This is a genomic window from Plantactinospora endophytica, from assembly GCF_016862915.1.
In the GTDB taxonomy this organism is placed as follows: Bacteria; Actinomycetota; Actinomycetes; order Mycobacteriales; family Micromonosporaceae; genus Plantactinospora; species Plantactinospora endophytica.
On the sequence record NZ_BONW01000004.1, the window covers coordinates 135,321 to 159,705 of the forward strand.

The following is a 24,385-nucleotide window of genomic DNA, read 5'->3' on the forward strand; positions in this document are numbered from 1 at the left end:
CGGTGTGTGTGGGCGCTCATCGGATCAGGTTTCGGTGCGCGGCCCACAACCGGTCCGGGTCGACGCCCGCCTTCTCCAGTTGGGCGTCGAAAATGAAGTGGGTGTCCGAGAGGAGCTGCGACCTCCGGCTGAACTCGGTGTAGAGGTCGACGGCCTTCTGACGTCCGCCGACCCGCTCCGCCGCGTGGTAGAACGCCGCCGACAGTTCGTAGTTGAACGAGGTTCGGAGGTCGTCGGAGGAGAAGAAGCGGGGATTCTGCGGCAACGGCACGTCCTGGTCGCCGGTCATCGGGTTGTACCGGGACCAGTTCCGCCTGACGAGGCTCATCCCGGCCTTGGTCTCGGCCGGGCCGCCGGCGATGTTCTCGACCCACTCGGCGAAGCCTTCGGCGGCCCAGGTCGGTGCGTTCAGCCGTTCGGCGTCGTCGCCGTGATAGAAGTTCCGCAGCAGGTGCGGTCCGATCGCGTGCGCCATTTCGTGCACCATCAGGGTGTAGGCGCGGTGGTCGTCGTCGACTGTCGACATCCGGAGCACGATTCGACAGCCGGCAAGCGACTCCTTGTAGGGGATGATCAGCTTCCGCAGCCCGCTCGGCTCGGAGATGTCGGGACAGTTGACGTACCCGGCGTGATCGGTGTCGGGCTCCTCACTCGCGTACGCGAACCATCGGTCGAACTCGCGATCGTCCGCCAGGAAGACGGCGAAACCCTTCGGTGCGGGCCGGCTGCCCCAAAGCTTGCGGACGAAGCTGCTGGCCCGGACGGCGGTGCCGATATATCTCGCCGGGTCCCACCTGCTCTTCTGTGAGGCGAAGACGACCACCTCGCCACGCCGGGCCGCCCGCAGCGGTTCGGTGTCCCAGGGCGCGTCGCGGACGGTGGGGCCGTCCTTCCGGGTGTCATCGGCGAGCGTCTTCGCGTTCGGGGCCAGTACGTCGACGATCTGCACCGCTTCCGCGCTGACGGCGATCTGGTAGTTGTAGGCCGCGAAGTGGGGTTGGACGTCGGACTCAAACTGCATCAGGGCATTGACCCAGGCCCGCCTGGCGACCGGCGGTGCCGTGGTGCTGGTCGGCAGCGACGCGAGGCCGAACTCGCTCCTGACGCCGGAACTGGCCAGATCGAACCTGGTCGGCCGGAGTTGCCGCAGGTTGCGGAACCGCATCCGTTCGCGTTCCCGAACCGCCGGTCGCTGCTGGTCGATGTCCGCGAGCCAGGCATCCTCGTCGCCTCGAAGCATCGCGGCGGATCGCCGGGCGACCATCTCCGCGATCCGTCGGTCCATGCGTTCTTCGGGAAATTCGAACGACACGGGGCCGGTCTGGTCGGCCGTCGGCTGCTGCCGCTCGTGCCCGGTCAGCACGATCACGGTCCCGGCCAGCATCAGGATCAGGACGAGGGCACCCGCACCGATGCCCGCCCACGCCCAGCGCGACAGCCGACGCCTCGGCGCCGGCGGTGGTGCGTACGAAACCGTCGCCCGGCCGGGGCGGATCGGCGGCACCGGCGGCAGCGGTGGGCCCGGCATCGGGTCTGCCGAATTCGGCCACTGCCAGGGCTGCTGCGTGCCGTCGGTCGGCCCTCCCTCTTGGTGACTGTGCACTTTGTCCCCCACGATCGTTACTTGATCTGTTATCGGGCGATTACTCAGCGCGGATCAGGATAGGGGATGATCGATATGCGGGTGGGGTGCCTGTGGATAACTATGTGCGGCAGCCCGGTGCCGCCGCCGGCTACCGCCGTCGGATGTCACGACGGCGGTGGGGCGATATCGTGTCCGCGTGTTGGTGGCAGGTGTGCGAGGCCAGGTGCTGACCGCCTGCGGCGGCGGTGGCTGCCCTTGCCGCTGCCGGATGTCCGGCCAGGATCCGTACGAGCTACTGCCTCGCCCGGTGGTGAGGTGAGGACGCATGGCTGGGATCGGCTCGTCACGATGGGAGGCAACGGCGCCCATCTGCCGTCACTGATTGATGCGCTCGATGATGACGATCCATCGGTCCGTGATCGGGCCTATCGTGATCTGACGCACGATGTCGGCTGGAACGGCAACCTGCTTCCGGCGGCTCCCGCAGTCGTGGGCACGCTCGTCGATCGCCTGCGACGGAATGAGTGCGCGCATCCCGAGGCTGCTCTGGGGATTCTCGAGGGACTGCTGTACGCGCAGTCCGCAGTCGGTGTCACCGAGGTGACTTGGCGCGGTGAGCGGGAGGACCTGGTCCCGTTGGTCCGGAGAATGGTGGAGGGCGAGATCGGCCTCTACGCCAGAATTGCCATTGACGCTTCCTCTTGGCTCGACCGCAAGGCGGCCATCTCGCTTCTCAGGAGCTTCCGGGTCGATCAAGGTCCTGCCCGTTCGGTTCTCGATCAACTTTTTTGCTGCCGCCAGCGACCCCCTCGTGGTCCGGGAGGTCCAGGAGGCCATCCTGAATCTTGACGATATCGTTGCCGAGACGAAGGATTCGGAGCCCGGAGGCTTCCCGGTGGACGTTGATCCGGACTACGTGGCCAGGCGGCTCGAGGAACGGAGCGCCGTGATCTATGCCCTGGTGGGCAGAAGCGTGTCCGGCGTCAGGGCGACGAGGAAAAGGAACTGGCTGCTGAAGCTCTTCCGGCGTTCGTAACGGCGCCTCGGGTGAACAGTCGGAGACCGCTGTCATCTCGACGGATTCGAAGATGCCTTTACTCCTCCGGACTGTGCTGTTCGATGGCGCGCTGGATCGCCCGGTAAATCTGCCCGAACCGCAACGCGTCCGAGCTGCGGAGTAGCAACGCCTCCTCGCCCCGGTACTGCACCCACAGCTCCTGCACCTTCGCGCCGCGCTCGTACGAGCGGTCGAGCCAGTGCAGCGGTATCTCCAGGAACGGGAAGAGGGCCAGCGCACCGACGACACAGACCGCCAGCACGATCAGGGCGAGCCGCCACTCGCCCCGGTCCTGTGCCGAGTACGCGAGCGACAGCACACACACCATCGCGACCAGTGGCGGGATCGACAGCAGGAAGATGAGTACGCCCCGCCCGGCGAGCCGTCCCCGGGTTCGGGCCGTACCCCGGCCTTTGGCGTGCCAGACGTACGACACCTCGGCGACCGGCACGCTGCGCCCGTTGACGTGGATGGTCTCGGAGGTAACCCGTACCGTGTCGTCCCGGTAATAGAGCGTCACCGTTCCAGCAAAGCGCGACGACCCACGGAAGCGCCACCGATCGACACGGTCGGATTCGGGTCAGCCCGAGGACTGGACACGCCGGACACGACCACAGTTGAACCCTCAGCCCTTGTTGGCGCCCAGGGTCAGCCCGGCGACGAACTGCCGTTGCAGTACGAAGAAGACGATCAGTGTCGGCAGCGCGACCAGGATCGATCCGGCCGCCAGCAGGTTGTAGTCGGTGAAGTAGACCGACCGCAGGTTGTTCAGCGCGCTGGTCACCGGCAGCTTGTCGCCGGTGGACATCAGCACCACTGCCCAGAGGAAGTCGTTGTAGATCCAGGCGAACTCCAGCGTGCCGAGCGCGCCGAGCGCGGGCCGGACCAGCGGCAGCACCACCTGCCAGTACTGCCGCCACACCCCGGCCCCGTCCACCGTCGCCGCCTCGATCAGCTCGCGCGGGATGGTGTCCATGTAGTTGCTCAGCACGAAGACGCAGAACCCGGTCTGGAACGCGACGTGGATCGCGATGATCCCCCAGTACGAGTCGTAGACCAGCTCCGACGGCCAGCTCATCCACCACGGCAGCGGGATCTTGGTGTACATCAGGTAGAGCGGGGTCAGCACCACCTGCTGCGGCAGCAGGTTGCCGGCGGTGAAGAGGATCAACAGCAGGCGCCCGCCGGGGAGCCGGCGCCGCGAGATCAGGAACGCCACGAACGAGGCGAAGAAGAGCGTCAACACCACCGCCGGTACGGCCACCAGCAGCGTGTTCAGGAAGTGCCGGGGCAGGTTGCCGCCCTGCCACGCCTGCACGTAGTAGTCGAAGTTCAACGTCTTCGGCAGCGAGAAGTACCCCTCGGCAGCGGTCTCGGCATACGGCCGCAGCGACGCGTAGAGCGGCAACAGCAACGGCACCAGCCACCCCAGCGCCATCGCCCAGAGGAAGACCCGGATCACCACCCGCCACGGGCCGACCGGACGTCGGTTCCGCCTGCCCACCGGCTGCGTATCCCGGTCGCCGCTCATGCCTGGTCCTCCTCCCGGCGGAATACCTGCACCAGATAGGTGGCGATGAAGCCGGTGGAGATGAGCAGCAGGATCACCGCGATCGCCGACCCGTACCCGATCCGGCTGGCCTCCCCGACGATGTTGTCGGTGACCAGCACCGACAGCAGCTCCAGGCCATTGCGCCCCCGGTTGATCGCGTACACGATGTCGAACGCGCGCAGCGCCTCGATGACGGTGATCACCAGCACGATCACGTTGACCGGGCGCAGCGTGGGGAAGACCACCCGGAAGAAGGTCTGCGGCTCGTTCGCCCCGTCGATCGCCGCCGCCTCCTTCAAACCCGGGTCGACGGCTTTCAGCCCGGCGAGGTAGAGCAGCATGACGTACCCGACGTGCCGCCAGCCGACCAGCAGCAGCACCGACCAGAGGTTGATCGACGGGTCGCCGAGCCAGTCGACCGGGTTGTCGGTCCGGCCGAGGAGCGCGTTCGCCGCCCCGTAGTCGCGGGAGAAGATGAGCTGGGCGAGGAAGCCGACCACCGCCAGCGACAGCACCACCGGCAGGTAGAACGCGGTCTGGTAGAAGCGGGTGAACCGCATCTCCCGGTCCAGCAGCACCGCCAGGAAGAGCCCGAACGGGGTGGCGACCAGGCCGAGGAAGGCGAGCCAGAGCAGGTTGTGCCAGACCGCCGGCCAGAACGGCGGATAGTTGCTGACGATGTTGACGTAGTTGTCCAGCCCGACCGGGCGGATCTCGCCCAGCCCGTCCCACGAGGTGAACGACAGCCCGATCGAGGCCAGCGCCGGCCCCCAGATCAGCACCAGGTCGAGCAGCAGCGGCAGGCCGAGCAACAGCCCGATCACCGCGATGTCGCGCGGGGTGAACCGGCCGATCCGCCGCCGCCGCCGTCGAGGCCGGCCTTGCTTTCCGGGTACGTCTGCCGCCCGCCCAGCCTCGACCGGCGGCACCGTCGGAGTCGGTGGCGGAGTCGAAGTCACCGGCAACCGCCGATCAGGAGGCGAAGATGGTCTTCTTCTGCGACTCGATCCGCTTACACAGCCCGTCGACGTCGTCCGGTTTGTTGAGGAAGCTCTGCAACGACGGGATCATGACCGTGGAGGCGAAGTCCGGCCGGGTGTCCCGGTCGAGGAACTGGGAGATCTGCTTTGCCCCGCCGACCAACTCGACCGCCTTCTTCTGCAACGCGCTGTACCCGCTGGTGTCGGCACCGTTGTGCGTGGCGACGTTGTTCGGGTCGCTGCGCAGGTACGCGTTCTGCGCCTTCGCGCTGGCCAGGTAGCGGAGCAGTTCCTTCGCCCCGTCGACGTTCTTCACCTTGCTGGAGATCATGAAGCCGTCGATCGGCGCCTCGACCGCGTCCTGGCCGTGCGCCTCGACGATCTGCGGGAACGGGAAGAAGTCCATGTCGGCCGCGACCTCGCCCTGGAACTGCTGGCCGACGAACATGCCGAGCAGGTACATCCCGGTCTGCTTCTGACCCAGCGACTGCGCCGCCTCCTGCCAGGTCCGCCCGTTCGCCCCCGGCTGGCAGTACGGCAGCAGTTCCCGCCAGAGCGTGAAGACCTGCTTGACCCGGTTGTCCTCCCAGGACTCCTTCCCGGCCATCAGGCTGACGTGGAAGTCGTACCCGTTGCTGCGCATGTTGATGTAGTCGAAGGTGCCCATCGCGGGCCAGCCGTCCTTGTCGGCCATCGCGATCGGGATCAGCCCGTCCGACTTCATCTTCGTGGCCAGCGCCTTGAGGTCGTCCCAGGTCTTCGGGACCTGGTAGCCCTTCTCCTGGAACACGCTCTTCCGGTAGAAGACCGCCCACGGGTAGTAGTAGAACGGCACGAAGTACTGCTTGCCGTCGGTACCGGTCGAAGCCTGTTTCATCGCGGCCGAGAAGTCGCCGCCGATCGACTGCCAGATGTCGGAGATGTCGGTGGCCAGCCCCTGGGCGGCAAAATACTGCATCCGGAAGCCGGAGAACCAGGTGAAGACGTCGTCCGGGGTCGCCTGGAGGTAGCGGGTGATGTTCTCCTGGAAGGTGTTGTGGTCGACCGTGTTGATTTTCACGTCGAGCCCGGACGCCGCGAGTACCTCGGCGACCGCCTTCTTCGGTACCTCGTCGGAGTAGTTGGAGCCGAAGGTCACCGTCCCGCCGCCACCCCCGCCATCGGTCGGCTTCTCGCAGGCCGCCAACCCCACCGGCAGGGCCAGCGCACCGGCCGCGTACGCGGCACCGCCGAGCAGGCGACGCCGGTTGAGCGGACCCGGCGTGGGGCGGGCGCGCATCGCGGGAACGGTTCGGCCGGGCTGCACAGTCGCCATCGTGTCTCCTCGCGCCGCTGCGGGTGGGATCGACCACCGCTCCGCAACGGCCGATCCGCGCACGAAACCTGCTGGCAACAGTAGGAGGGTAGACGGAAGAGGGTCAAGAACTTAGATCAATCGATGCCCGTTCGACGCTCGTCTCAGCGAAGGGCGATGCGGTCAGGAGCGGTTGCCGTCCCCGATGTGGGGGCGACCTATCCGCCGAGAACGTCGTCGACGCTCGTGGCGTTGCCGGCGCGGCGCAGCCAGGTGTCGAGTTGGGGCAGGTCGGTGCAGGCGAGGATCTGCTCACGGGCCTCGGCCGGTACGGCCACGCCACGACCGTCGAGCACGGTCAGGATCGCCCGGGCCTCACCCCGGGCCTCGCCCTGCTTTTCGTATCGGGCGGCAAGCTCCCGCAGCAACTCGCTGCGGAGTTCGTAGTCCGCGGTGGTGGTCATGAAGGCCTCCCAACGAGTCCGGACCGCCGCCGGCAGTCCGGCCAGTACGACGTCATAATACAAGATTGCCGCTCTCGGGCCGACCGAGCGAAGTGCCTCCATCAGCGCCGGAAAAGTGGCTTCCACCTGGGCATTCTGGCCGTGGCAGATGGCCGAGAGGACGGCCAGTGCCGGGTTGGTCCGGGCAAGGTCCACGTCCACGACCAGCGGTACGTCGTTCGGCGTGAAGATGAACGGCCGCAGCGACAGGCTCAACCCGTCGAATTCGAACAGCCCCCGATAACGGCGGGCGGTCCGGGGATCGGGGCAGTAGACCAGCAGCGCCGCGTCGACATCCAACTCGGTTTCGAGCTGGGCCACGTAGAGCTTCCAGGTACGTCGTTTCGTGGCGTCCCAGCGACGCTGGATCTCGAATACCGCCGCGAGCAGTGGCCGGTCGGCCGGGTCGCAGAAGAGCAGCATCCCGTCCGCGTGGTACGTACGCGGGACCAGGACCCGTACGTCCGTGGCGTGCGTGCGGGCGTGATGGTAGTCGGGCACCTTCACGTTGAACACGTGCGTCAGTAGCCAGGCGACCAGGCTCGGATCGAGCTTGGCCAGGGCCACCGGGGACTCGTGCTCGGCACTCGGCATGGTGAGCACCGTACGAGAGGGGTACGACACTGCACGTGACGGCTCGGTGCCCCATCCGCCGGGTCACCGGCTGCGGATGGTCGCCTCAGTGTCGGGCGGTGCCGATCGAGGTCTGCTCGACGGCCCGTTCCAGGGCTCGGTAGACCTGCCCGAACCGCAGTGCGTCACCGGTGCTGAGCAACCGGACCGGCGTACCGCGCCACTGCGCCCAGATCTCCAGCCGGTGCGTGCCGCGCACGTAGCTGCGGTCGACATGTTCCAGCAGGTAGTCGGCGACCGGGGCGGCGGCGAGCCCGACCAGGACGGAGGCGCCGACGATCGCGATGGTGACGGTGAGCGAGGTGTGCAGGCGTACCGCGATCACGATGCCGAGCACGGCGGCGACCAGCGGGCCGGCGAGCCCGGCCAACAGCGCGCCCCGGCCGGCCAGGATGCCCCAGGAGCGGGCGCCTCGGACGTGCCAGACCTGGGCGACCTCGACCAGCGGATAGGCCCGGCCGTCCACCCGGATCGCCTCCGAGGTGATCCGTATCGTCCGATCGTCGTAGTACGTGGTCATCGTCATTCCACCTGGCCGAGTCCGACGTGCTCAGCGTATCCGGAAACGGTACCCCGCAGGGTCCACCCGGAATCCCTCCCGACCTGCCGGGGTCGGCATAACGCCCGTTAGGGTGAGCCTCGCGACTTCGACGTGGAGGTGGGCTGTGGGCGACTTCGTCCGGGTGGAGACCAACGAGGGTATCGGCACGATCCGGCTGGACCGGCCGCCGATGAACGCCCTGAACACCCAGGTGCAGGAGGAGTTGCGGGCCGCCGCGACCACGGTCTCCGCCGATCCGGACGTCCGCGCGGTCATCGTGTACGGCGGGGAGAAGGTCTTCGCCGCCGGCGCCGACATCAAGGAGATGGCCGACATGTCGTACGTCGACATGGCGGAGCGGGCCGCCGACCTGTCCAGTGCGCTCGGCGCGCTCGCCCGGATCCCGAAGCCGGTGGTCGCGGCGATCACCGGGTACGCCCTCGGCGGCGGCTGCGAGCTGGCGCTGGCCTGCGACTGGCGGGTGGTCGCCGAGGACGCGAAACTCGGTCAGCCGGAGATCAAGCTCGGCGTCATCCCGGGCGCCGGCGGCACCCAGCGGCTGGCCCGGCTGATCGGCCCGGCCCGGGCCAAGGACCTGATCATGTCCGGTCGGATGGTCGACGCGGCCGAGGCGCTCCGGATCGGCCTTGCCGACCGGGTGGTCCCGGCCGACCAGGTGTACGCCGAGGCGGTGGCACTGGTCCGGCCCTACCTGCACGGGCCCGCTCAGGCGCTTCGGGCGGCCAAGCAGGCCGTGGACGGCGGGCTGGAGATGGATCTCGCCTCCGGACTGGCCTGGGAGAGCCAGCTCTTCGCGGCACTCTTCGCCACCGACGACCGCCGGGAGGGGATGGCCGCCTTCGTTGAGAAGCGCCGCCCCGACTTCACCGGCCGATGACCTCCGCCCGATGCCCGCGTCGGTGACCCCGGCGAGGGGACGCACCGGTCGATGACATCGACCCGGAATAGGTGAGTGTCGCTCACGTTCTTTCTGACCGGCCGGTAACCTTCGCAGGAACCACGGCGGACGACAGGAGCGGCGATGACGGAACGGATCGAAGGACACGGCGGCGACCTGGCCCTGGCGGCCCTGCGGGCGTACGGCGTGCGGGAGATGTTCACCCTCTCCGGTGGCCACGTCTTCCCGCTGTACGACGCGGCGCACCGTACCGACTTTCCGATCTACGACGTCCGGCACGAGCAGTCGGCCGTCTTCGCCGCCGAGGCGGTCGCCAAGTTGCAGCGCCGGCCGGGGCTGGCCGTGCTCACCGCCGGCCCCGGGGTGACCAACGGGATCTCGGGCCTGACCAGTGCGTACTTCAACGCCTCCCCGGTGCTGGTGCTCGGCGGCCGGGCGCCGGCCTTCCGGTGGGGCTCGGGCAGTCTTCAGGAGATCGACCACGTGCCGCTGGTCGCCCCGGTCACCAAGCACGCGGCCACCGTCTGGTCGCCGGACGACGTACCGGGGGCGGTGGCCGGGGCGCTGACCGAGGCGTTGACCCCGCACCGGGGGCCGGTCTTCCTGGACCTGCCGCTGGAGGTGATCTTCTCCACCGGTGAGGTGGAGCCGCCGGCCGGACCGGCGATCGCGCCCGTCGAGCCGGATCCCGACCAGGTGGCGGAGGCAGCCCGGCTGATCGCCGGAGCCGAGCGCCCGGTCATCATCGCCGGCTCCGACGTGTACGCCGGGAACGCCGTCGACGCGCTGCGGGCCGCTGCCGAGGCACTCCGGGTGCCGGTCTTCACCAACGGGATGGGCCGCGGTGCGCTGCCGCCCGGCCATCCGCTCAGCTTCGCCAAGGCCCGCCGGGCCGCCCTCGGCGGTGCCGACGTGGTCGTGGTGGTCGGCACCCCGCTGGACTTCCGGCTCGGCTTCGGCGACTTCGGCGACGCTCAGGTGGTGCACGTGGTGGACGCGCCGAGCCAGCGGGCGGCACACGTCGAACCGGCCGTCAGCCCGGCCGGCGACCTGCGGCTGATCCTGACCGCGCTCGCCGACCACTCCGGTGACCGGGCCGACCACGAGTCGTGGATCGACGGGCTGCGCACTGCCGAGGACGCCGCCCGGGCCAAGGACGCGGCGGCGATGGCGGCCGAGACCGATCCGATCAAGCCGGCCCGGGTCTATGGCGAACTGCGTCGGGTACTCGCCCCGGACGCGGTCACCATCGGCGACGGCGGCGACTTCGTCTCGTACGCCGGCCGTTACCTGGAGCCCGCCCAGCCTGGTACCTGGCTCGACCCCGGCCCGTACGGCTGCCTCGGCACCGGAATGGGCTACGCGATGGGGGCCAGGGTCAGCTACCCGGACCGGCAGATCTGCGTGTTGATGGGCGACGGTGCGGCCGGCTTCTCGTTGATGGACGTCGAGTCGCTGGTCCGGCAGAAGCTGCCGGTGGTGATCGTGGTCGGCAACAACGGCATCTGGGGCCTGGAGAAGCACCCGATGCGCGGCATGTACGGCTACGACGTCGCCGCCGACCTCCAGCCCGAACTCCGCTACGACCAGGTGGTGACCGCGCTCGGCGGTGCCGGCGAGACGGTGTCGAAGGCGGCCGATCTCGGGCCGGCGCTGGAGCGGGCGTTCGACTCCGGCGTGCCGTACCTGGTCAACGTCCTGACCGACCCGTCCGACGCCTATCCGCGCTCGTCCAACCTGGCCTGACTCTCGGGCCGACGCGCCCACCGCCCCGGGTCGGCGACATCGACCCGGGCGGTCATCGAAACCGGTCAGCGGGGCACGGCAGCCCATCCGGGTCAGCGGGACCGGTCAGCGGGGTCCGTCCACCACTCGGCCGGGCCGATCGGCGGCGCCCGGAATCCCGGCTCGTCCGCCGCGTCGACCTGGTCGTTCCGGTCGGACCAGCCGTCCGACCCGCGCCGCCCCGCCGGCTCGACCTCGTCCGCCGGCTCGACCCGGTAGACCCGCTCGACCTGGTAACCCGGCTCGACCTGGTACGCCGGGTCGGGTCGGCCCGGTGCGTCGGGTGGTCTGGTCGGGGCGAGGGTGTGGTCGGCGAGGTCGGCCGGCCCCCTGCCCCTAGGTTCGGCGACCACCGTCAGGTCGGTGACCCGCAGCGGTGGTTGCCCGCCCGGCGTTGCCGACTCCCTGCCCCACCAGGTCCGCCCCGTGTCCCGCCCGCCCGGCCCGGGCCGACCCGGACCACCCGACGCGAGCAGCGGCAGCAGCAGTACGCCGAGTACGAAGGGTGCGGCCATGTAGCGGGCGGCCTGCGCGTTGTTGACCGCCAGTACCGAGAGTTGGTTGCCGAGGCTCAGCGTGGCCAGCGCCAGCAGGGTCCGGTCCCGGCGGCGCCAGGCCAGCAGTCCGATCGTCAGGTATCCCAGGTAGGCCCAGGTCGCGCCCCGCCACAGCAGCCACTCGGGCTGGCTGACCCGGCTGGACAACACGTCCGCGACCTGGCTGGCCCGCTCGCTGAGCGGCCGGCTGTACGCGACCGCCAGCACCTCCGGGCGCTGGAACCTCGGCTCCCGCTCCAGATAGATCGGCAGCGCCCAGGCGGTCGGGTTGGCGCGCAGCCCGCCGGACGGGGTGGGCCGCCAGGCGATCGAGCCTCGGCAGATTCTCGCCGCCAGCACCGTTGCCGGCGACCGGCGTACCAGGCGCCGCCAGGCGGAGAGCAGTTCCTCGTGGTGCGCCGCCGCGACGGTACGGTCGAAATCGGGGTGGTAGACGGTGGAGTCGACCGTGTGGCAGTCCGCCGACGTGCGCCAGTGGGCCAGCGGGGCCACCTTCGCCAGCAGGGTCAGGTCGGCGGCGGAGAACTCGGCCGGCTGCTCGGCGTACCCGATCGCGAGGTCGGCGAGGAATGCCTCGTAGGCCACGATGGACTCACTGTCGCGTACCCCGAGGGCGGGCAGCAGGGCCCAGTTGGTCAGCAGCGCGGCCGTGGCGGCCAGTACTCCGGCGAGCAGTACCCGGAACGCCATCCCGCGCAGCAGTACGGCCAGCAGTACGGTGACGATCGCCACCACCACGAAGCCGTTCTGCCGGAACAGGCAGATCAGGGTCAGCTCGGCCAGCAGGACGGCGAGCAGTTCCCGGGGTACCGGTCGGATGCCCCGGGCCAGCCGCAGCGCGGTCCATGGTGCGGGGGCGGCGTGTCGGACGACGGCACCCGGAGCACCGCCGGGTTCCGGGCTCCGTCCGCCGCGAGCCGGACGGAGCGGTACACCGGACCAGGCCGCTGCCGGGGCGGTCGAGCCGCCTGGGCCGGTGGCCGACGGCCGGGGGCGGGCGAGCAGCCGGGCCACCGTGCCGAGCAGGAAGACGTGGCAGATGACGTACGGCACGTCCTTCCAGACGCAGACCGCGAAGATGCCGACCGGCGGCAGCGCGACCACGACCACCGCCGCCGTGGCCCAGCCCCAGGCCGGGCCGCCGATCCGACGCAGACCCGTGACCGCGTACGCCAGGCCGGCGGCCAGGGCGGTGGTCTGCACCAGCGTCAGCGCGCCGATCCCGCCGGTGAGCCGCACCGACAGCCAGACCAGCGCGGTGTAGCTGACCGGGTGGTGGGTGTTCCACGGTCCGATGACCGCCTGCCGGACGTGGTCGAGCGAGTCCGGGCTGAACAGGCCGGGATAGCGGGCGGCCCACCAGAACAGCAGCACCGCCTGGACCAGCGCGAAGGTCAGTACGCCGAGCCTGCTCGGCTTTTCCCGGTCCCGCCCCGGCCGGTGGTCGTCGGGCTCCGGCGACCCGTCCGTCGCCGGCCATGTCGGCCCGGTCACCACCCCGTGTGCCATGCCCATCGTCCTTCGCCCCAAGGCGCGCGGCAGCGCCGACCAGCGGTGCGAGGGGTGGTGGCACCGATCGGGGCCATGCTAAGGCCGCCGCCGGCCCCGGGTACCCGGAACGGCGGACTCCGCACCCGCACGGTCGCCGATCCGGCCCCACACGGTCGCCGTTCCGGATCCAGACGGTCGCCGGTGTGCCGTGTCAGCGGGCTGTCAGCGCTGAAAGTGCGGTGTCAGCCCCGTCTCAGAGCGGTTGGACATGGTGGTGGCACCAGCGCAGACCGACGGGAGACAGTTGATGAGTCACGCCATCCGGGCCGAGGGGTTGGTCAGACGCTTCGGCGAGACCACCGCGCTGGCCGGAGTGGATCTGGAGGTCGGGGCCGGCAGGGTCTTCGGCCTGCTCGGTCCGAACGGGGCCGGGAAGACCACGGCGGTACGGGTGCTGGCCACCCTGCTCCGGCCGGACGCCGGCACCGCCACCGTCGGCGGGTACGACGTGCTCCGGCAGGCGCACCAGGTGCGGCAGGTGATCGGCCTGACCGGCCAGTACGCCTCGGTCGACGAGACCCTGACCGGCACCGAGAACCTGCTGCTTATCGGCCGGCTCCTCGGGATGTCCCGGGGCGACGCCCGGGCGCGGGCCCGGCAACTGCTCGCCGAGTTCCACCTCTCCGACGCGGCGGACCGGGCGGCGAAGACGTACTCGGGCGGGATGCGGCGGCGGTTGGACCTGGCGGCGAGTCTGGTCGGCCGGCCCCGGGTGCTCTTCCTGGACGAGCCGACCACCGGGCTGGACCCGCGCAGCCGGACCGAGCTGTGGGGCATCGTCCGGGAACTCGTCGGGTCGGGGGTGACGGTGCTGCTCACCACGCAGTACCTGGAGGAGGCCGACCAGCTCGCCGACGAGATCGCGGTGATCGACCACGGGCGGGTGATCGCCCAGGGCACGTCGGAGGAGTTGAAGGCGAAGGTCGGCGGGCAGGCGCTGATGGTCCGCCCGGCCGACCCCGCCGATCTGGCCGTGGTGCGCAGCGTGCTGCGGGAGGTGACCGGGGTCGAGCCGGACCTGACCCAGTACGCCGCGACGGTGCCGGCGGGCGGCGGCGACGTGCTGCCCACCGTGGTACGCCGGCTCGACGACGCCGAGGTCACCATCGCCGAACTCGCGCTGCGCGGTGCGAGCCTGGACGAGGTCTTCCTGTCGCTGACCGGACACCGGGCCGACGACGGCACCGGCAGCGACACCGGCACCGGCGCCGGCACCGAGAAGGGAACCGGTTCCGGTGCCGGAACCGGGGACGGGACCGAGTTGGCGGAGGTGTCGGCATGACGACGATCAGCGCACCCGCGCCGCTGCCCACCCGCCGGGTCAGCCCGCTGGTCGGGCTCCGGCACACCATGACCCTGGCCTGGCGGAGCCTGGTGCAGATCAAGCACAACCCGATGGAACTGCTCGACCTGAGCATCCAGCCGTTGATGTTCGTGCTGCTCTTCACGTACGTCTTCGGTGGCGCGATCGCGGACAGTCCGAGTGACTACCTGCGGTTCATGCTGCCGGGGATCATGGTGCAGAACGCGCTCTTCGCCACCATGACCACCGGGTTCGGGTTGAACATGGACCTGACCAAGGGAGTCTTCGACCGGCTCCGGTCGCTGCCGATCGCCCGGTGGGCGCCGCTGGCCGGGCGGATCATCGCCGACACGGTGAAGCAGGCATGGTCGATCGCGCTGCTGCTGGCCATCGGCATGGTGCTCGGCTTCCGGATCGGCACCGGCCCGCTCGGCGTACTCGGCGCGTTCGCGCTGCTGCTCGTCTTCTCGCTGGCCGCCGCCTGGATCTCGGTGCTGGTCGGCGTACTGGTCAGCGAGCCGGACAAGGTGCAGATCTTCGGCTTCATGGTGATCTTCCCGCTGACCTTCACCAGCAACGTCTTCGTGCCGACCGAGAGCATGCCCGGCTGGCTCCAGGCGTGGGTGAAGGTGAACCCGGTCTCCACCCTGGCCGACGCGCTACGTGGGCTGCTGGTCTCCGGCCCGGAGTCTGGGCCGATCGTGACCTCGCTGCTCTGGGGGCTCGGCATCGCGCTGGTCTTCGCCCCGCTGGCCGTCCGGGCGGTACGGCGACGGGTGTGAACCGGCCCCACCCCGCCGGTATCTCGGTCGAGCGGGTGGTGGCGGGTCAGCCGACCGTCTCGTGGATCAGTTCGGGCAGGGCCGCCGGCGGTCCGGCGGTCAGCCGACCCTGCCGGAACGCCTCGGCGAAGGCCGCGTCGCCGAGCGCGTTCCGGGCGGCGGTCTCGACCCGGGCCCCGTCGAGCAGCGAGCGGTCCGGCCCGCCCCGGATGTCGTGCGCGGCGCCGAGCAGGCGGGCCGCCTGGGCCGGTCGGCCGAGCCGGAGCGCCAGGTCGGCGAAGCCCGCCAGTACTCCGCCGAGCACCGGGGCGTCGTAGAACTCCAGCGCGAAGCCGAGTGCCCGGTCGTGGTGCTGCCGGGAGTCGGGAAGGTCGCCGAGCGCGGCGCTCACCGCACCGTACGAGGAGGCGAGCATCGCCCGCCACTGCGGGGCCATCCTGCACTCGCTGACCAGCGCGGTGGCCCGGTCGAGCCGTTGGCGGGCACCGACGAGGTCGCCCCGGACCCGCAGGATCTCGGCGTACTCGTGCGCGACCGCCGCCCGGCACTCGTCCGAGCCGATCCGTTCGGCCTGCCGGTCGGCGTCGACCACCAGATCGAGCGCCCGGCCGTGCTCGCCGAGCTGCCACAGCTCGTGTGCCAGTCGTACCTGCATAACCGGCAGGTCCTCGGCGGCCCCGACCAGGCGGATCAGCTCCAGCGCCTCGACCTGGAGACCGGCCGCCCGGGCGTGGTCACCGCCGCGCCCGGCCAGGTCGGCGAGGGCCGCGAGGGCGTACGCGGCGCCCCACCGCTCGCCGATCGACCGGAAGCCATCGAGCGCGGCGGTCATGTTGGCCTCGGCGGCGTCGACGGACCCGCCGCCGTTCAGTTCGGCGTGGGCGTGCGACATCCGGGCGGTCGCCCGGACCCACGGGTCGGGATCGTCGAACCGGGTGGCGAGGACGTCCAGCGCCGGTTCGGTCAGGTACGACTCGAACATCACCGAGATCGGTTTGATCAGGCGGAGCAGCGGATGGTCCGGCTCGTGCCCCTCGGCGGTCCGGGCCGCCCGGGCCAGCCACTCCCCGCCCCTGACGAACTCGCCGTTCGCCGCGAGCAGGTTCATCCCGGTCAGCAGTTCGGCGATGGCGACCTCGGCCGGGGGCAGCCGGTCGACCCCGGGCAGGGCCATCGCCGACACGGCCAACTCGACGCCCTCGACCCGCATGCCGCGCATCCACCAGTACCAGCCGAGGGCGGCGACCAGACCGACCGCGTGCGCGGTGGAACCGGTGCCGATCGCCCAGCGCAGCGCGGCGTGCAGGTTGTCGTGTTCGGCGGCGAGCCAGCCGAGCCAGCGAAGCTGCTCCGCGCCGCGCAGTTCGGCGTCGGCGACCCGGGCGACCGCGAGGAAGTCGTCCGCGTGCGCCCGCCGGAACCGGTCCGCCTCGCCGGCCTCGGCCAGCCGGCGCAGGCCGTACTCGCGGATGGTCTCCAGCATCCGGTAGCGCGGCTCACCGTCGCCGCTCACCACCACCACCAGCGACTTGTCGACCAGCGCGGAGAGCCGGTCGAGCACGTCGGCCCGGTCGAGCACGTCGGCCCGGTCGAGCGCGTCGGCCCGGTCGAGCACGTCAGCCTGGTCGAACACGTGGACCCGGTCGAGTACGTCCGTCGGTCCGACGTCGGCGGGTGCGCAGATTCGCTCGATCGCGTCCAGCGTCGCCCCGCCGCTGAACACCGCCAGCCGGCGCCACAGGGCCCGCTCGGCGTCGTCGAGCAGGTCCCAGCTCCAGTCGAAGACCGCCCGCAGGGTCTGGTGCCGGGGCAGCGCGGTGCGACTGCCGCCGGTCAGCAGCCGGAACCGGTCGTCCAGCCGGGCGGCGACCTGGGCGGCGGTCATGCTGCGCAGCCGGGCGGCGGCCAGCTCGATGGCCAGCGGCATGCCGTCGAGGGACCGGCAGATCCGGACGACCGCGGCGACGGTGTCGTCGTTCACCGTGAAGTCCGGGCGTACCGCGCCGGCCCGGTCGGCGAGCAGCCGGACCGCCGGGTACGTCAGCGCGCGTACCGGGTCGGCCGGCGGGGGCGGCAGCGGGAGCGAGTCGACCGGGTGGAGCGTCTCGCCGGTGATGCCGAGCGGCTCCCGGCTGGTGGCCAGCACCCGCAGTTCCGGGCAGGCGCCGAGCAGCCGGTCGGCGAGGGTGGCGGCAGCATCGATGACGTGTTCGCAGTTGTCCAGCAGGAGCAGCATCGGGCGGGATCCGATCGCGCCGGCCAATCGGCTGGTCGGGTCCGTCGCCTCGGTGGCCGGTACCCGACTGCGGGTGGCGGCGAGGAGGCCCTGCTCGCGCAGCCCGAGTACCTGGAGGATGGTCTGCGGCACCTCGGCGCCGTCGGTCACCGGGGCGAGTTCGACCAGCCACAGGCCGTCGCGGACGCGGCCGGAGAGGGTACGCGCCGACTCGATCGCCAGCCGGGTCTTGCCGGCGCCGCCCGGACCGGTCAGGGTCACCAGCCGCGACCCGGCGAGGAGTTCGGTGACCCGCCTGATCTCCAGCTCCCGGCCGACGAAGCTGGTCAGCGGCGTCGGCAGGTTGTCGGCCGCCCTGCCACCGGGCCGCGCCCCGCCATCCCGAAGCTGCTCGCCGTCGTGGTCCGGGCGCCCTCCGGTGTCCTCCCGGAGCAGTTCGAGGTGCAGCGCGGCGAGTTCGGGGGCGGGTTCGGTGCCGAGGGTCTCCGCCAGGATCCGCCGCAGCCGGGCGTACGCGGCCAGCGCCTCGGCGGGGCGGCCGGTGGCCCGCAGTGCCTGGATGAGCTGCCCGGTGAAGCGTTCCCGGACCGGATGAGCCTCGGTCAGGGCGCGCAGTTCCGGTACCAGCACGGCGGCCTCGCCGGTGGCCAGTCGGGCGTCGATCCGCTCCTCGATCGCGGTCAGCCGCAGTTCGTCGAGCCGGGCCGCCGGCCCCCGGGCGAACCCGGACTGCGCGACGTCGACCAGCGCGGGCCCCCGCCAGAGGCCGAGCGCCTCGGCCAGCACCTCGGCGGCACCCGGCGGATCGGAGCGGAGCAGCGTACGCCCGGCGCCGAGCAGCCGTTCGAACCTGCGTACGTCCACCGCGTCCGGTCCGACCGCCAGCCGGTAGCCGGTCGGGTGCGACTCGATCGCCGCCTCCGGCACGGTACGCCGGAGCCGGGAGACCAGTGCCTGCAGGGCGTTCGCCGCTCCCGCCGGTGGTTCGCCCTCCCACAGCCCGTCGATCAGCCGGCCGGTGTCGACGACCCGGTCGGTGTCCAGCGCGAGCAGGATCAGCAGCCGGCGTAGCCGCGGACCGCTGACCGGCACCGGTGCCCCGCTGTCGGCCGTGACCTCCAGCGGCCCGAGCATGGCGATCTGCACGCGGTCGATTGTGCCTGGCGCGGTCACCGGACAGCTTCCGATATCAGCCGGCGCTCCCGGCCACCCGCCGCCCAGGCGCCCCTCGATCAGCGGTCAGACGTCCGGCTTGTCGCCCTCCCGGGGTGGTTCGCTGTCCCGGCGCCGCAGCTCGTCCTCCCGTCGGCGGAGGTCCTGTTCCCAGCGGTCGAGCAGCTCGCGGTCCCGCTTCGACCGCTCGTTGTCCAGCGAGCGCAGGAACTCCGGGTCGTCGTCGGGAGCGAGTGGCGCCCGGCTGTCCCGGCCGCCGGCCGGACGGCCGCCGGCCACCGGCCGCTCGGCGCTGACCGGGCGGCCGGCGACGAACCAGGCGATCGATCCGATCAGCGGGAAGAACAGGATGATCAATACCCAGGCGAACCGGGGCAGTGCGCGGATCTCGTCGTCCTCGGCCGAGAGGCAACTGATCAGTGCGAAGACGGCAAGGATGAGTTGCCCGATGGCGAGGAGCGCGTAGAGGCGGACCATCTCGCCATGATGACGCACCCGGTCCCGTCAGCGCATCGACGCCAGCACCAGCAGCAGGCCGAGTACGGCGAAACCGGCGGTGACCAGGGCGGTCACCGGCAGCGCCCGACCCGGGTGGCTCCGCCGGCCGGCCACCTTCGGAAAGGTCGCCACCAGTACGCCGGCCCAGCCCAGTCCGGCCAGTACGACGACCACCGCGCCGACCGTCCCGTACGGCAGCGCCAGCCGGGCGGTGAGTACGGCCACCACGCCGACCGCCAGTGCGGTACGCCGCCAGGCCAGTCGGGTCCGCTCACCGGCCAGCCCGACGTCCCGCCCCGGCGGCGTGGACTTCCCGCTCACCGCCAGCAGCTCACGGGTTCCGGACGCCCTGCACCACCACCGCCACCATGAGCAGTACGGCGCCGAGCCCGACCAGCAGGGCGAGTACGGCGGGGAACCGCGAGGCGGGCAGTTCGTCGCCGAGTCGGATGGCCCGCTCGGTACGGGCCCAGTGGTCGACCGCGCGGACCGCCACCGTGCCGCCGAGCAGCAGCAGGGCGATGGCGAGCGCCTCGCGCAGGTGCGGGACCGGCATCGGCGGCAGGAACTGCGCGACGGCGAGCCCACCGGCGATCAGCGCCAGCCCGGTACGCAGCCAGGCCAGGAAGGTGCGCTCGTTGGCGAGCGAGAAGCGGTAGTCCGGCGTCTCGCCGACCTCCCGCAGCTCGCGCGGGTCGAACCACCGCCGGACCGCCTCGTACACGTTCGGAGATTATCCGGTGGACGTCGGCCGTAGCCTGGGCGGGTGACAGACCTCGACGCCGATCTGCTGCGTACGGCCTACGACAACCAGTTGCGGGCCCGCCCGCCGGAGCCGGTACCGCCGGGGGTGACGCTGGAGCAGGACGGTCCGCTGCTGCGGATCGAAGGGCTGGACCGGGGCGGCTTCCTCACCTACCGCGACCTCGGCGGGCTGACCGGGGCGGCACTGGACGAGTTGATCGCCCGGCAGCGGGACCACTTCGCCGGGCTGGGCCAGTCGGTCGAGTGGAAGCTGCACGGCCACGACCAGCCGGCCGACCTGCCTGACCGGCTGGCCGCCGCCGGGTTCGTGCCGGAGGAGCGGGAGACCGTCGTGATCGGTCCGGTCGCGTCGCTGGCGGCGACGCTGCCGGTGCCACCAGAGGGGGTACGCCTGCGTGAGGTGACCGACCGCGCGGACCTGGACCGGATCGCGGAGCTGAAGTTGCGGGTCTGGGGTGGTGACGACGACGGGAGCTGGCTGGCCGACGGGCTGGAGCGGGAGTTGGCCGCCGGTGCCGAGCTGGACCAGCCGCCGCTGACCATCGTGGTCGCCGAGACCGACGACGAGCTGGTCAGCGCCGCCTGGGTACGGTTCGTGCCCGGGACCCGGTTCGCCACCCTGTGGGGCGGGGCGACGTTGCCGCACTGGCGCCGCCGGGGCATCTACCGGTCGCTGTTGGCCCACCGGGCCCGACTGGCCGACGCCCGGGGCTTCAACCTGTTGCAGGTGGACGCCTCCGAGGACAGTCGGCCGATCCTCCAGCGGCTCGGCTTCGTCGCGGTCACCACCACCACGCCGTACGTCTACACTCCGAATTCGTGACGCAACCGCTGACCGAGGAGGAGCGGGCGACCCTGAAGGGCGCCGCGTTCGGTGCGGTCTTCCTGGTGTCGAGTGCCGAACCGGGCGCGTTCTCCATGATCAAGGAGAGTCTCGCCGCGTCCAACGCGTTTGCCGGCACCACCGGCCTGGTCCGGGAGCTGCTCACCACCGGTGGTCTGCCCCGGCTCCCCGGCGGGTCGCCGGCCGAGGTGCCGGCGACGGTGCTGCCGGCGCTGCGCCGGTCGGTCGAGATCCTCCGGTCGAAGGCTCCGGACGAGGTGGCCAGTTTCCGGTCGGCGGTGTTGCGGGCGACCGAGGAGGTGGCCCGGGCGCACGACGGGATCAGCCCGAGCGAGGCGGCGATGATGGCGACCGTCCGCGAGGCGCTCGACGCGGCGGGCTGACTCCACGGGTACGGTCCGGGTGGGTCGGGCGACGGTGAGCCGGGTCACTCCGGCACGGCCGGAGCCCTAAGCTACTTGCGGGTAACATTGGCCGTAAGTAACGCCACACCTTCTCGTACGCCAGGGCGTCGGTCGTCAGTTGACCGATCGTTAAGGAACGCGGGAGGCTGCTCCCGAGCAATCGTGCAACCGGTCGGGATCGCCACGAACAGCGGGGATCGCCAACAACAGGAGGGTCGTCGAAGCGCGATGAACATCGTCGTACTCGTCAAGCAGGTGCCCGACTCGGGCGCGGACCGCAACCTGCGCAGTGACGACAACACCGTCGACCGGGGGTCGGCAAACAACGTCATCAACGAGATGGACGAGTACGCCATCGAGGAGGCGTTGCGGATCAAGGAGGCGCACGGCGGCGAGGTGACCGTGCTGACCATGGGCCCGGAGAAGGCCGCCGAGTCGATCCGCAAGGCGCTGTCGATGGGGCCGGACAAGGCCGTGCACGTGCTCGACGACGCCCTGCACGGCTCCTGCGCGGTGGCCACCTCCAAGGTGCTCGCCGCGGCGCTCGGCCAGCTCGGCGCCGACCTGGTCCTCTGCGGTGCCGAGTCGACCGACGGCCGGGTGCAGGTGATGCCGCACATGCTGGCCGAGCGGCTGGGCATCGCCGCGCTGACCGGCGCCCGCAAGCTGACCGTGGACGGCGACAACCTCACGGTGGAGCGGCAGACCGAGGAGGGCTACGAGGTGGTCGCCGCCGCGACCCCGGCCGTGGTCTCGGTCTGGGACACCATCAACGAGCCCCGCTACCCCTCCTTCAAGGGCATCATGGCGGCCAAGAAGAAGCCGGTGCAGACGCTCTCCCTCGCCGAGCTGGGCATCGGAGCCGACGAGGTGGGCCTGGCCGGGGCCACCAGCACGGTGCTCGCGCACAGCCGCCGTCCGGAGCGGTCCGGTGGCGAGCGGTTCACCGACGACGGCAGCGGCGGTACGAGGCTGGTCGAGTTCCTCGCCACCGAGAAGTTCGTCTGAGTACGACCGGGAATCAGGAGGAATGATCATGTCTGAGGTTCTCGTCGTCGTCGAGGCGACCCGCGAATTCGGCGTCAAGAAGGTCACGCTCGAACTGCTCACCCTCGCCCGCGAGCTGGGTACGCCGGCCGCGGTGGTGCTCGGCGGTCCCGGTGCCGCCGCCGCGCTCGGCGACAAGCTGGGCGAGTACGGCGCGGAGAAGATCTACGCGGCCGAGCACGAGGAGATCGACGGCTACCTGGTGGCGCCGAAGGCGACCGTACTGGCCGAGCTGGTCCGCCGGGTACAGCCGGCCGCCGTACTGCTCGCCGCCAGCCAGGAGGGCAAGGAGATCGCCGCCCGACTGGCGGTCAAGCTGGACAACGGCGTACTCACCGACGTGGTCGGACTGGCCGCCGACGGCACCGCCACCCAGGTCGCCTTCGCCGGCTCGACCATCGTCACCTCGAAGGTCACCCGAGGGCTGCCGCTGGTCGCCCTGCGGCCGAACTCGGTCACCCCGAGCCCGGCCGCCGCCACGCCCACCGTCGAGCAGCTCGACGTCGCGCTCGGCGGCGCCGACAAGCTCGCCCGGGTGGTGGAGCGGGTGGCCGAGCAGAAGGGCAGCCGGCCGGAGCTGACCGAGGCGTCGGTGGTGGTCTCCGGCGGGCGCGGTGTCGGCAACGCCGACAACTTCAAGCTGGTGGAGGAGCTGGCCGACCTGCTCGGCGGCGCGGTCGGCGCGTCCCGGGCGGCCGTCGACTCCGGCTTCTACCCGCACCAGTTCCAGGTCGGCCAGACCGGCAAGACCGTCTCGCCGCAGCTCTACGTGGCGCTCGGCATCTCCGGCGCGATCCAGCACCGGGCCGGCATGCAGACCTCGAAGACGATCGTCGCGGTGAACAAGGACGCCGAGGCGCCGATCTTCGAGCTGGCCGACTTCGGCGTGGTCGGCGACCTCTTCAAGGTCGTACCGCAGGCCGCCGAGGAGATCCGCAAGCGGCGGTAGCCGGCGGGCGCCGTCGGCGGTGACCACGTCGGCGGCGACTGTGTGACCTGCGATACCCGGCCGGGGCGCCCCAGGGGCACCCGGCCGGGTTCCGTTGCTGGTTGGGCCGGGTCGGGTCGGCCTGCCCCGGGCGGCGATCCGGCAGGGCCGGCCCGGCCGGCCGAGTGAGCGGCCCATTTCCTGGCATTAGGCTGGACGCTGATGACTTACCTTGATCACGCGGCCACCACTCCGATGCTCGAAGAGGCGTTGGAGGCGTACGCCGCGACCGCTCGCGAGGTCGGCAACCCCTCGTCACTGCACGCTGCCGGACGGTGTGCCCGGCGCCGGGTGGAGGAGTCCCGCGAGCGGGTCGCCGCGGCCCTGGGCGCCCGGCCGTCCGAGGTCGTCTTCACCGGCGGCGGCACCGAGAGCGACAACCTCGCGGTCAAGGGCATCTTCTGGGCGCGGCGGGCCGCCGACCCGGGCCGGAGCCGGGTGGTGGCCAGCGCTGTCGAGCACCACGCGGTGCTGGACTCGGTCGAGTGGCTGGCCGGCCGGGAGGGCGCGACCGCGCACTGGCTGCCGGTCGACCAGACGGGCCGGCTCGACCCCGACCGGCTGGCCGCCGAGCTCGACGCGCACGCCGCCGAGGTCGCCCTGGTCACCGCCATGTGGGCGAACAACGAGGTGGGCAGCGTCCAGCCGGTGGCCGCGCTCGCCGAGGTGGCCGCCGCGTACGGGATTCCGTTCCACACCGACGCGGTGCAGGCGGTCGGCCAGGTGCCGGTCGACTTCGCCGCCAGCGGGGTGGCCGCACTGACCGTCACCGGGCACAAGCTCGGCGGACCGGTCGGGGTGGGCGCGCTGCTGCTCGGCCGGGACGTCGCCTGCACCCCGGTGCTGCACGGCGGCGGGCAGGAGCGGGACGTCCGGTCCGGCACCCTCGACGCCGCCGGGATCGTCGCGTTCGCCGTCGCGGTGGAGATCGCGGTCAAGGCCCAGCAGGAATACTCGGCCCGGGTCGCCGCGCTCCGCGACGACCTGGTGGCCCGGGTCCGGCAGGCGGTGCCGGAGGCGCTCTACAACGGCGACCCGACCGACCGGCTGCCCGGCAACGCGCACTTCTCCTTCCCCGGCTGCGAGGGGGACGCCCTGCTCATGCTGCTGGACGCGCAGGGGATCGCCTGCTCGACCGGGTCGGCCTGCTCGGCCGGGGTGGCCCAGCCCTCGCACGTACTGCTGGCGATGGGTGCCGACGACGACCGGGCCCGGTCGTCGCTGCGCTTCTCGCTCGGGCACACCTCGACCGCCGAGGACGTCGACGCGCTGGTCGCCGCGCTGCCCGGGGTCGTCGAGCGGGCCCGCCGGGCCGGTGCGATCAAGTCCGCCCGGGGCTGACTCGTCCCGGCCGGTGCCTGCTGTCCCGGCCCGTCCGTCCGGGTGCT

At 71.4% G+C, this 24,385-nt stretch carries 23 protein-coding genes; 10 read left to right on the plus strand and 13 right to left on the minus strand.

Going from position 1 to position 24,385, the window contains the following annotated elements; genetic code table 11:
* Positions 1-16: 16 nt before the first annotated feature.
* Positions 17-1,528 carry a hypothetical protein gene (locus Pen02_RS06325; RefSeq protein ID WP_203864977.1) on the minus strand — a complete coding sequence of 504 codons (1,512 nt, stop codon included), beginning with the start codon at positions 1,526-1,528 and terminating at the stop codon, positions 17-19.
* Positions 1,529-1,960: 432 nt separating this feature from the next.
* Entirely contained in the window at positions 1,961-2,368 is a 408-nt protein-coding gene (locus Pen02_RS06330; RefSeq protein ID WP_203864978.1) for a hypothetical protein, read from the minus strand.
* Positions 2,369-2,396: 28 nt separating this feature from the next.
* Here Pen02_RS06330 and Pen02_RS06335 point away from each other — a divergent pair, with 28 nt between their 5' ends.
* On the plus strand, positions 2,397-2,621 hold the full coding sequence (locus Pen02_RS06335; RefSeq protein ID WP_203864979.1) for a hypothetical protein: 225 nt from the start codon (positions 2,397-2,399) through the stop codon (positions 2,619-2,621).
* 58 nt (positions 2,622-2,679) lie between these two features.
* Here the strand turns inward: Pen02_RS06335 and Pen02_RS06340 are convergent, their stop codons facing one another.
* The 6 genes from Pen02_RS06340 to Pen02_RS06365 form a co-directional block, all read right to left on the minus strand.
* Positions 2,680-3,162, minus strand: a complete 483-nt coding sequence (locus tag Pen02_RS06340) for a DUF6232 family protein (RefSeq protein WP_203864980.1) — start codon at positions 3,160-3,162, stop codon at positions 2,680-2,682.
* 105 nt (positions 3,163-3,267) lie between these two features.
* Entirely contained in the window at positions 3,268-4,173 is a 906-nt protein-coding gene (locus Pen02_RS06345) for a carbohydrate ABC transporter permease (protein ID WP_203864981.1), read from the minus strand.
* Complete coding sequence (locus Pen02_RS06350; protein WP_239140151.1) at positions 4,170-5,153, minus strand: carbohydrate ABC transporter permease; 984 nt, start codon at positions 5,151-5,153, stop codon at positions 4,170-4,172. Before Pen02_RS06350 ends, Pen02_RS06345 begins: the two co-directional genes overlap by 4 nt.
* A gap of 13 nt (positions 5,154-5,166) precedes the next feature.
* A complete protein-coding gene (locus Pen02_RS06355) occupies positions 5,167-6,489 on the minus strand; it encodes an ABC transporter substrate-binding protein (protein ID WP_203864982.1) in 1,323 nt (440 codons plus the stop codon).
* A gap of 197 nt (positions 6,490-6,686) precedes the next feature.
* Positions 6,687-7,565, minus strand: a complete 879-nt coding sequence (locus Pen02_RS06360) for a hypothetical protein (RefSeq protein ID WP_203864983.1) — start codon at positions 7,563-7,565, stop codon at positions 6,687-6,689.
* Between the two features lie 85 nt (positions 7,566-7,650).
* A complete protein-coding gene (locus Pen02_RS06365) occupies positions 7,651-8,124 on the minus strand; it encodes a DUF6232 family protein (protein WP_203864984.1) in 474 nt (157 codons plus the stop codon).
* A 145-nt stretch (positions 8,125-8,269) separates the two neighbouring features.
* On the opposite strand from Pen02_RS06365, the gene Pen02_RS06370 reads away from it, so the two are divergent.
* Together Pen02_RS06370 and Pen02_RS06375 are read left to right on the plus strand one after the other, a co-directional pair.
* The gene (locus Pen02_RS06370) at positions 8,270-9,043 is read left to right on the plus strand and encodes an enoyl-CoA hydratase-related protein (RefSeq protein ID WP_203864985.1); all 774 of its coding nucleotides are present in this window, start codon (positions 8,270-8,272) and stop codon (positions 9,041-9,043) included.
* A gap of 144 nt (positions 9,044-9,187) precedes the next feature.
* Positions 9,188-10,810: an acetolactate synthase gene (locus Pen02_RS06375; RefSeq protein WP_203864986.1), complete on the plus strand. Its 1,623-nt coding sequence runs from the start codon at positions 9,188-9,190 to the stop codon at positions 10,808-10,810.
* Between the two features lie 92 nt (positions 10,811-10,902).
* Here Pen02_RS06375 and Pen02_RS06380 read toward each other — a convergent pair whose 3' ends face one another.
* Positions 10,903-12,915, minus strand: coding sequence for a hypothetical protein (locus Pen02_RS06380; RefSeq protein ID WP_203864987.1), 2,013 nt, complete (start codon positions 12,913-12,915; stop codon positions 10,903-10,905).
* Between the two features lie 289 nt (positions 12,916-13,204).
* Here Pen02_RS06380 and Pen02_RS06385 point away from each other — a divergent pair, with 289 nt between their 5' ends.
* Together Pen02_RS06385 and Pen02_RS06390 are read left to right on the plus strand one after the other, a co-directional pair.
* Positions 13,205-14,239 carry an ATP-binding cassette domain-containing protein gene (locus Pen02_RS06385; protein ID WP_203864988.1) on the plus strand — a complete coding sequence of 345 codons (1,035 nt, stop codon included), beginning with the start codon at positions 13,205-13,207 and terminating at the stop codon, positions 14,237-14,239.
* Positions 14,236-15,042 carry an ABC transporter permease gene (locus Pen02_RS06390; protein ID WP_203864989.1) on the plus strand — a complete coding sequence of 269 codons (807 nt, stop codon included), beginning with the start codon at positions 14,236-14,238 and terminating at the stop codon, positions 15,040-15,042. Before Pen02_RS06385 ends, Pen02_RS06390 begins: the two co-directional genes overlap by 4 nt.
* Positions 15,043-15,088: 46 nt before the next feature.
* Here the strand turns inward: Pen02_RS06390 and Pen02_RS42465 are convergent, their stop codons facing one another.
* From Pen02_RS42465 to Pen02_RS06410, 4 genes are all read right to left on the minus strand, one after another.
* Positions 15,089-18,424: an AfsR/SARP family transcriptional regulator gene (locus tag Pen02_RS42465; protein ID WP_203864990.1), complete on the minus strand. Its 3,336-nt coding sequence runs from the start codon at positions 18,422-18,424 to the stop codon at positions 15,089-15,091.
* Between the two features lie 93 nt (positions 18,425-18,517).
* Entirely contained in the window at positions 18,518-18,928 is a 411-nt protein-coding gene (locus Pen02_RS06400; RefSeq protein WP_203864991.1) for a PLD nuclease N-terminal domain-containing protein, read from the minus strand.
* Between the two features lie 27 nt (positions 18,929-18,955).
* Entirely contained in the window at positions 18,956-19,270 is a 315-nt protein-coding gene (locus Pen02_RS06405) for a DUF202 domain-containing protein (protein WP_203864992.1), read from the minus strand.
* A gap of 10 nt (positions 19,271-19,280) precedes the next feature.
* Complete coding sequence (locus Pen02_RS06410) at positions 19,281-19,673, minus strand: YidH family protein (RefSeq protein WP_203864993.1); 393 nt, start codon at positions 19,671-19,673, stop codon at positions 19,281-19,283.
* Between the two features lie 42 nt (positions 19,674-19,715).
* Between Pen02_RS06410 and Pen02_RS06415 the strand changes: the two genes are divergently transcribed.
* The 5 genes from Pen02_RS06415 to Pen02_RS06435 all read left to right on the plus strand — a co-directional run bounded on the left by Pen02_RS06415 (position 19,716) and on the right by Pen02_RS06435 (position 24,338).
* Positions 19,716-20,537, plus strand: a complete 822-nt coding sequence (locus Pen02_RS06415) for a GNAT family N-acetyltransferase (RefSeq protein WP_203864994.1) — start codon at positions 19,716-19,718, stop codon at positions 20,535-20,537.
* Positions 20,534-20,941, plus strand: a complete 408-nt coding sequence (locus Pen02_RS06420) for a hypothetical protein (protein WP_203864995.1) — start codon at positions 20,534-20,536, stop codon at positions 20,939-20,941. The genes Pen02_RS06415 and Pen02_RS06420 overlap by 4 nt, the downstream gene beginning before the upstream one ends.
* 249 nt (positions 20,942-21,190) lie before the next feature.
* Positions 21,191-21,970, plus strand: a complete 780-nt coding sequence (locus Pen02_RS06425; protein ID WP_203864996.1) for an electron transfer flavoprotein subunit beta/FixA family protein — start codon at positions 21,191-21,193, stop codon at positions 21,968-21,970.
* 28 nt (positions 21,971-21,998) lie between these two features.
* Positions 21,999-22,958: an electron transfer flavoprotein subunit alpha/FixB family protein gene (locus Pen02_RS06430; protein WP_203864997.1), complete on the plus strand. Its 960-nt coding sequence runs from the start codon at positions 21,999-22,001 to the stop codon at positions 22,956-22,958.
* A 201-nt stretch (positions 22,959-23,159) separates the two neighbouring features.
* The gene (locus Pen02_RS06435) at positions 23,160-24,338 is read left to right on the plus strand and encodes a cysteine desulfurase family protein (protein ID WP_203864998.1); all 1,179 of its coding nucleotides are present in this window, start codon (positions 23,160-23,162) and stop codon (positions 24,336-24,338) included.
* Positions 24,339-24,385: the final 47 nt, after the last annotated feature.

What these genes read in the sequence shown, in the direction of transcription:
- Pen02_RS06400 (WP_203864991.1), bottom strand. Translation starts at nt 18,928, where the DNA reads ATGGTCCGCCTCTACGCGCTCCTCGCCATCGGGCAACTCATCCTTGCC.
- Pen02_RS06385 (WP_203864988.1), top strand. Translation starts at nt 13,205, where the DNA reads ATGAGTCACGCCATCCGGGCCGAGGGGTTGGTCAGACGCTTCGGCGAG.
- Pen02_RS06325 (WP_203864977.1), bottom strand. Translation starts at nt 1,528, where the DNA reads ATGCCGGGCCCACCGCTGCCGCCGGTGCCGCCGATCCGCCCCGGCCGG.
- Pen02_RS06375 (WP_203864986.1), top strand. Translation starts at nt 9,188, where the DNA reads ATGACGGAACGGATCGAAGGACACGGCGGCGACCTGGCCCTGGCGGCC.
- Pen02_RS06430 (WP_203864997.1), top strand. Translation starts at nt 21,999, where the DNA reads ATGTCTGAGGTTCTCGTCGTCGTCGAGGCGACCCGCGAATTCGGCGTC.
- Pen02_RS06360 (WP_203864983.1), bottom strand. Translation starts at nt 7,565, where the DNA reads ATGCCGAGTGCCGAGCACGAGTCCCCGGTGGCCCTGGCCAAGCTCGAT.
- Pen02_RS06345 (WP_203864981.1), bottom strand. Translation starts at nt 4,173, where the DNA reads ATGAGCGGCGACCGGGATACGCAGCCGGTGGGCAGGCGGAACCGACGT.
- Pen02_RS06390 (WP_203864989.1), top strand. Translation starts at nt 14,236, where the DNA reads ATGACGACGATCAGCGCACCCGCGCCGCTGCCCACCCGCCGGGTCAGC.
- Pen02_RS06380 (WP_203864987.1), bottom strand. Translation starts at nt 12,915, where the DNA reads ATGGCACACGGGGTGGTGACCGGGCCGACATGGCCGGCGACGGACGGG.
- Pen02_RS06435 (WP_203864998.1), top strand. Translation starts at nt 23,160, where the DNA reads ATGACTTACCTTGATCACGCGGCCACCACTCCGATGCTCGAAGAGGCG.
- Pen02_RS06355 (WP_203864982.1), bottom strand. Translation starts at nt 6,489, where the DNA reads ATGGCGACTGTGCAGCCCGGCCGAACCGTTCCCGCGATGCGCGCCCGC.
- Pen02_RS06365 (WP_203864984.1), bottom strand. Translation starts at nt 8,124, where the DNA reads ATGACCACGTACTACGACGATCGGACGATACGGATCACCTCGGAGGCG.
- Pen02_RS06425 (WP_203864996.1), top strand. Translation starts at nt 21,191, where the DNA reads ATGAACATCGTCGTACTCGTCAAGCAGGTGCCCGACTCGGGCGCGGAC.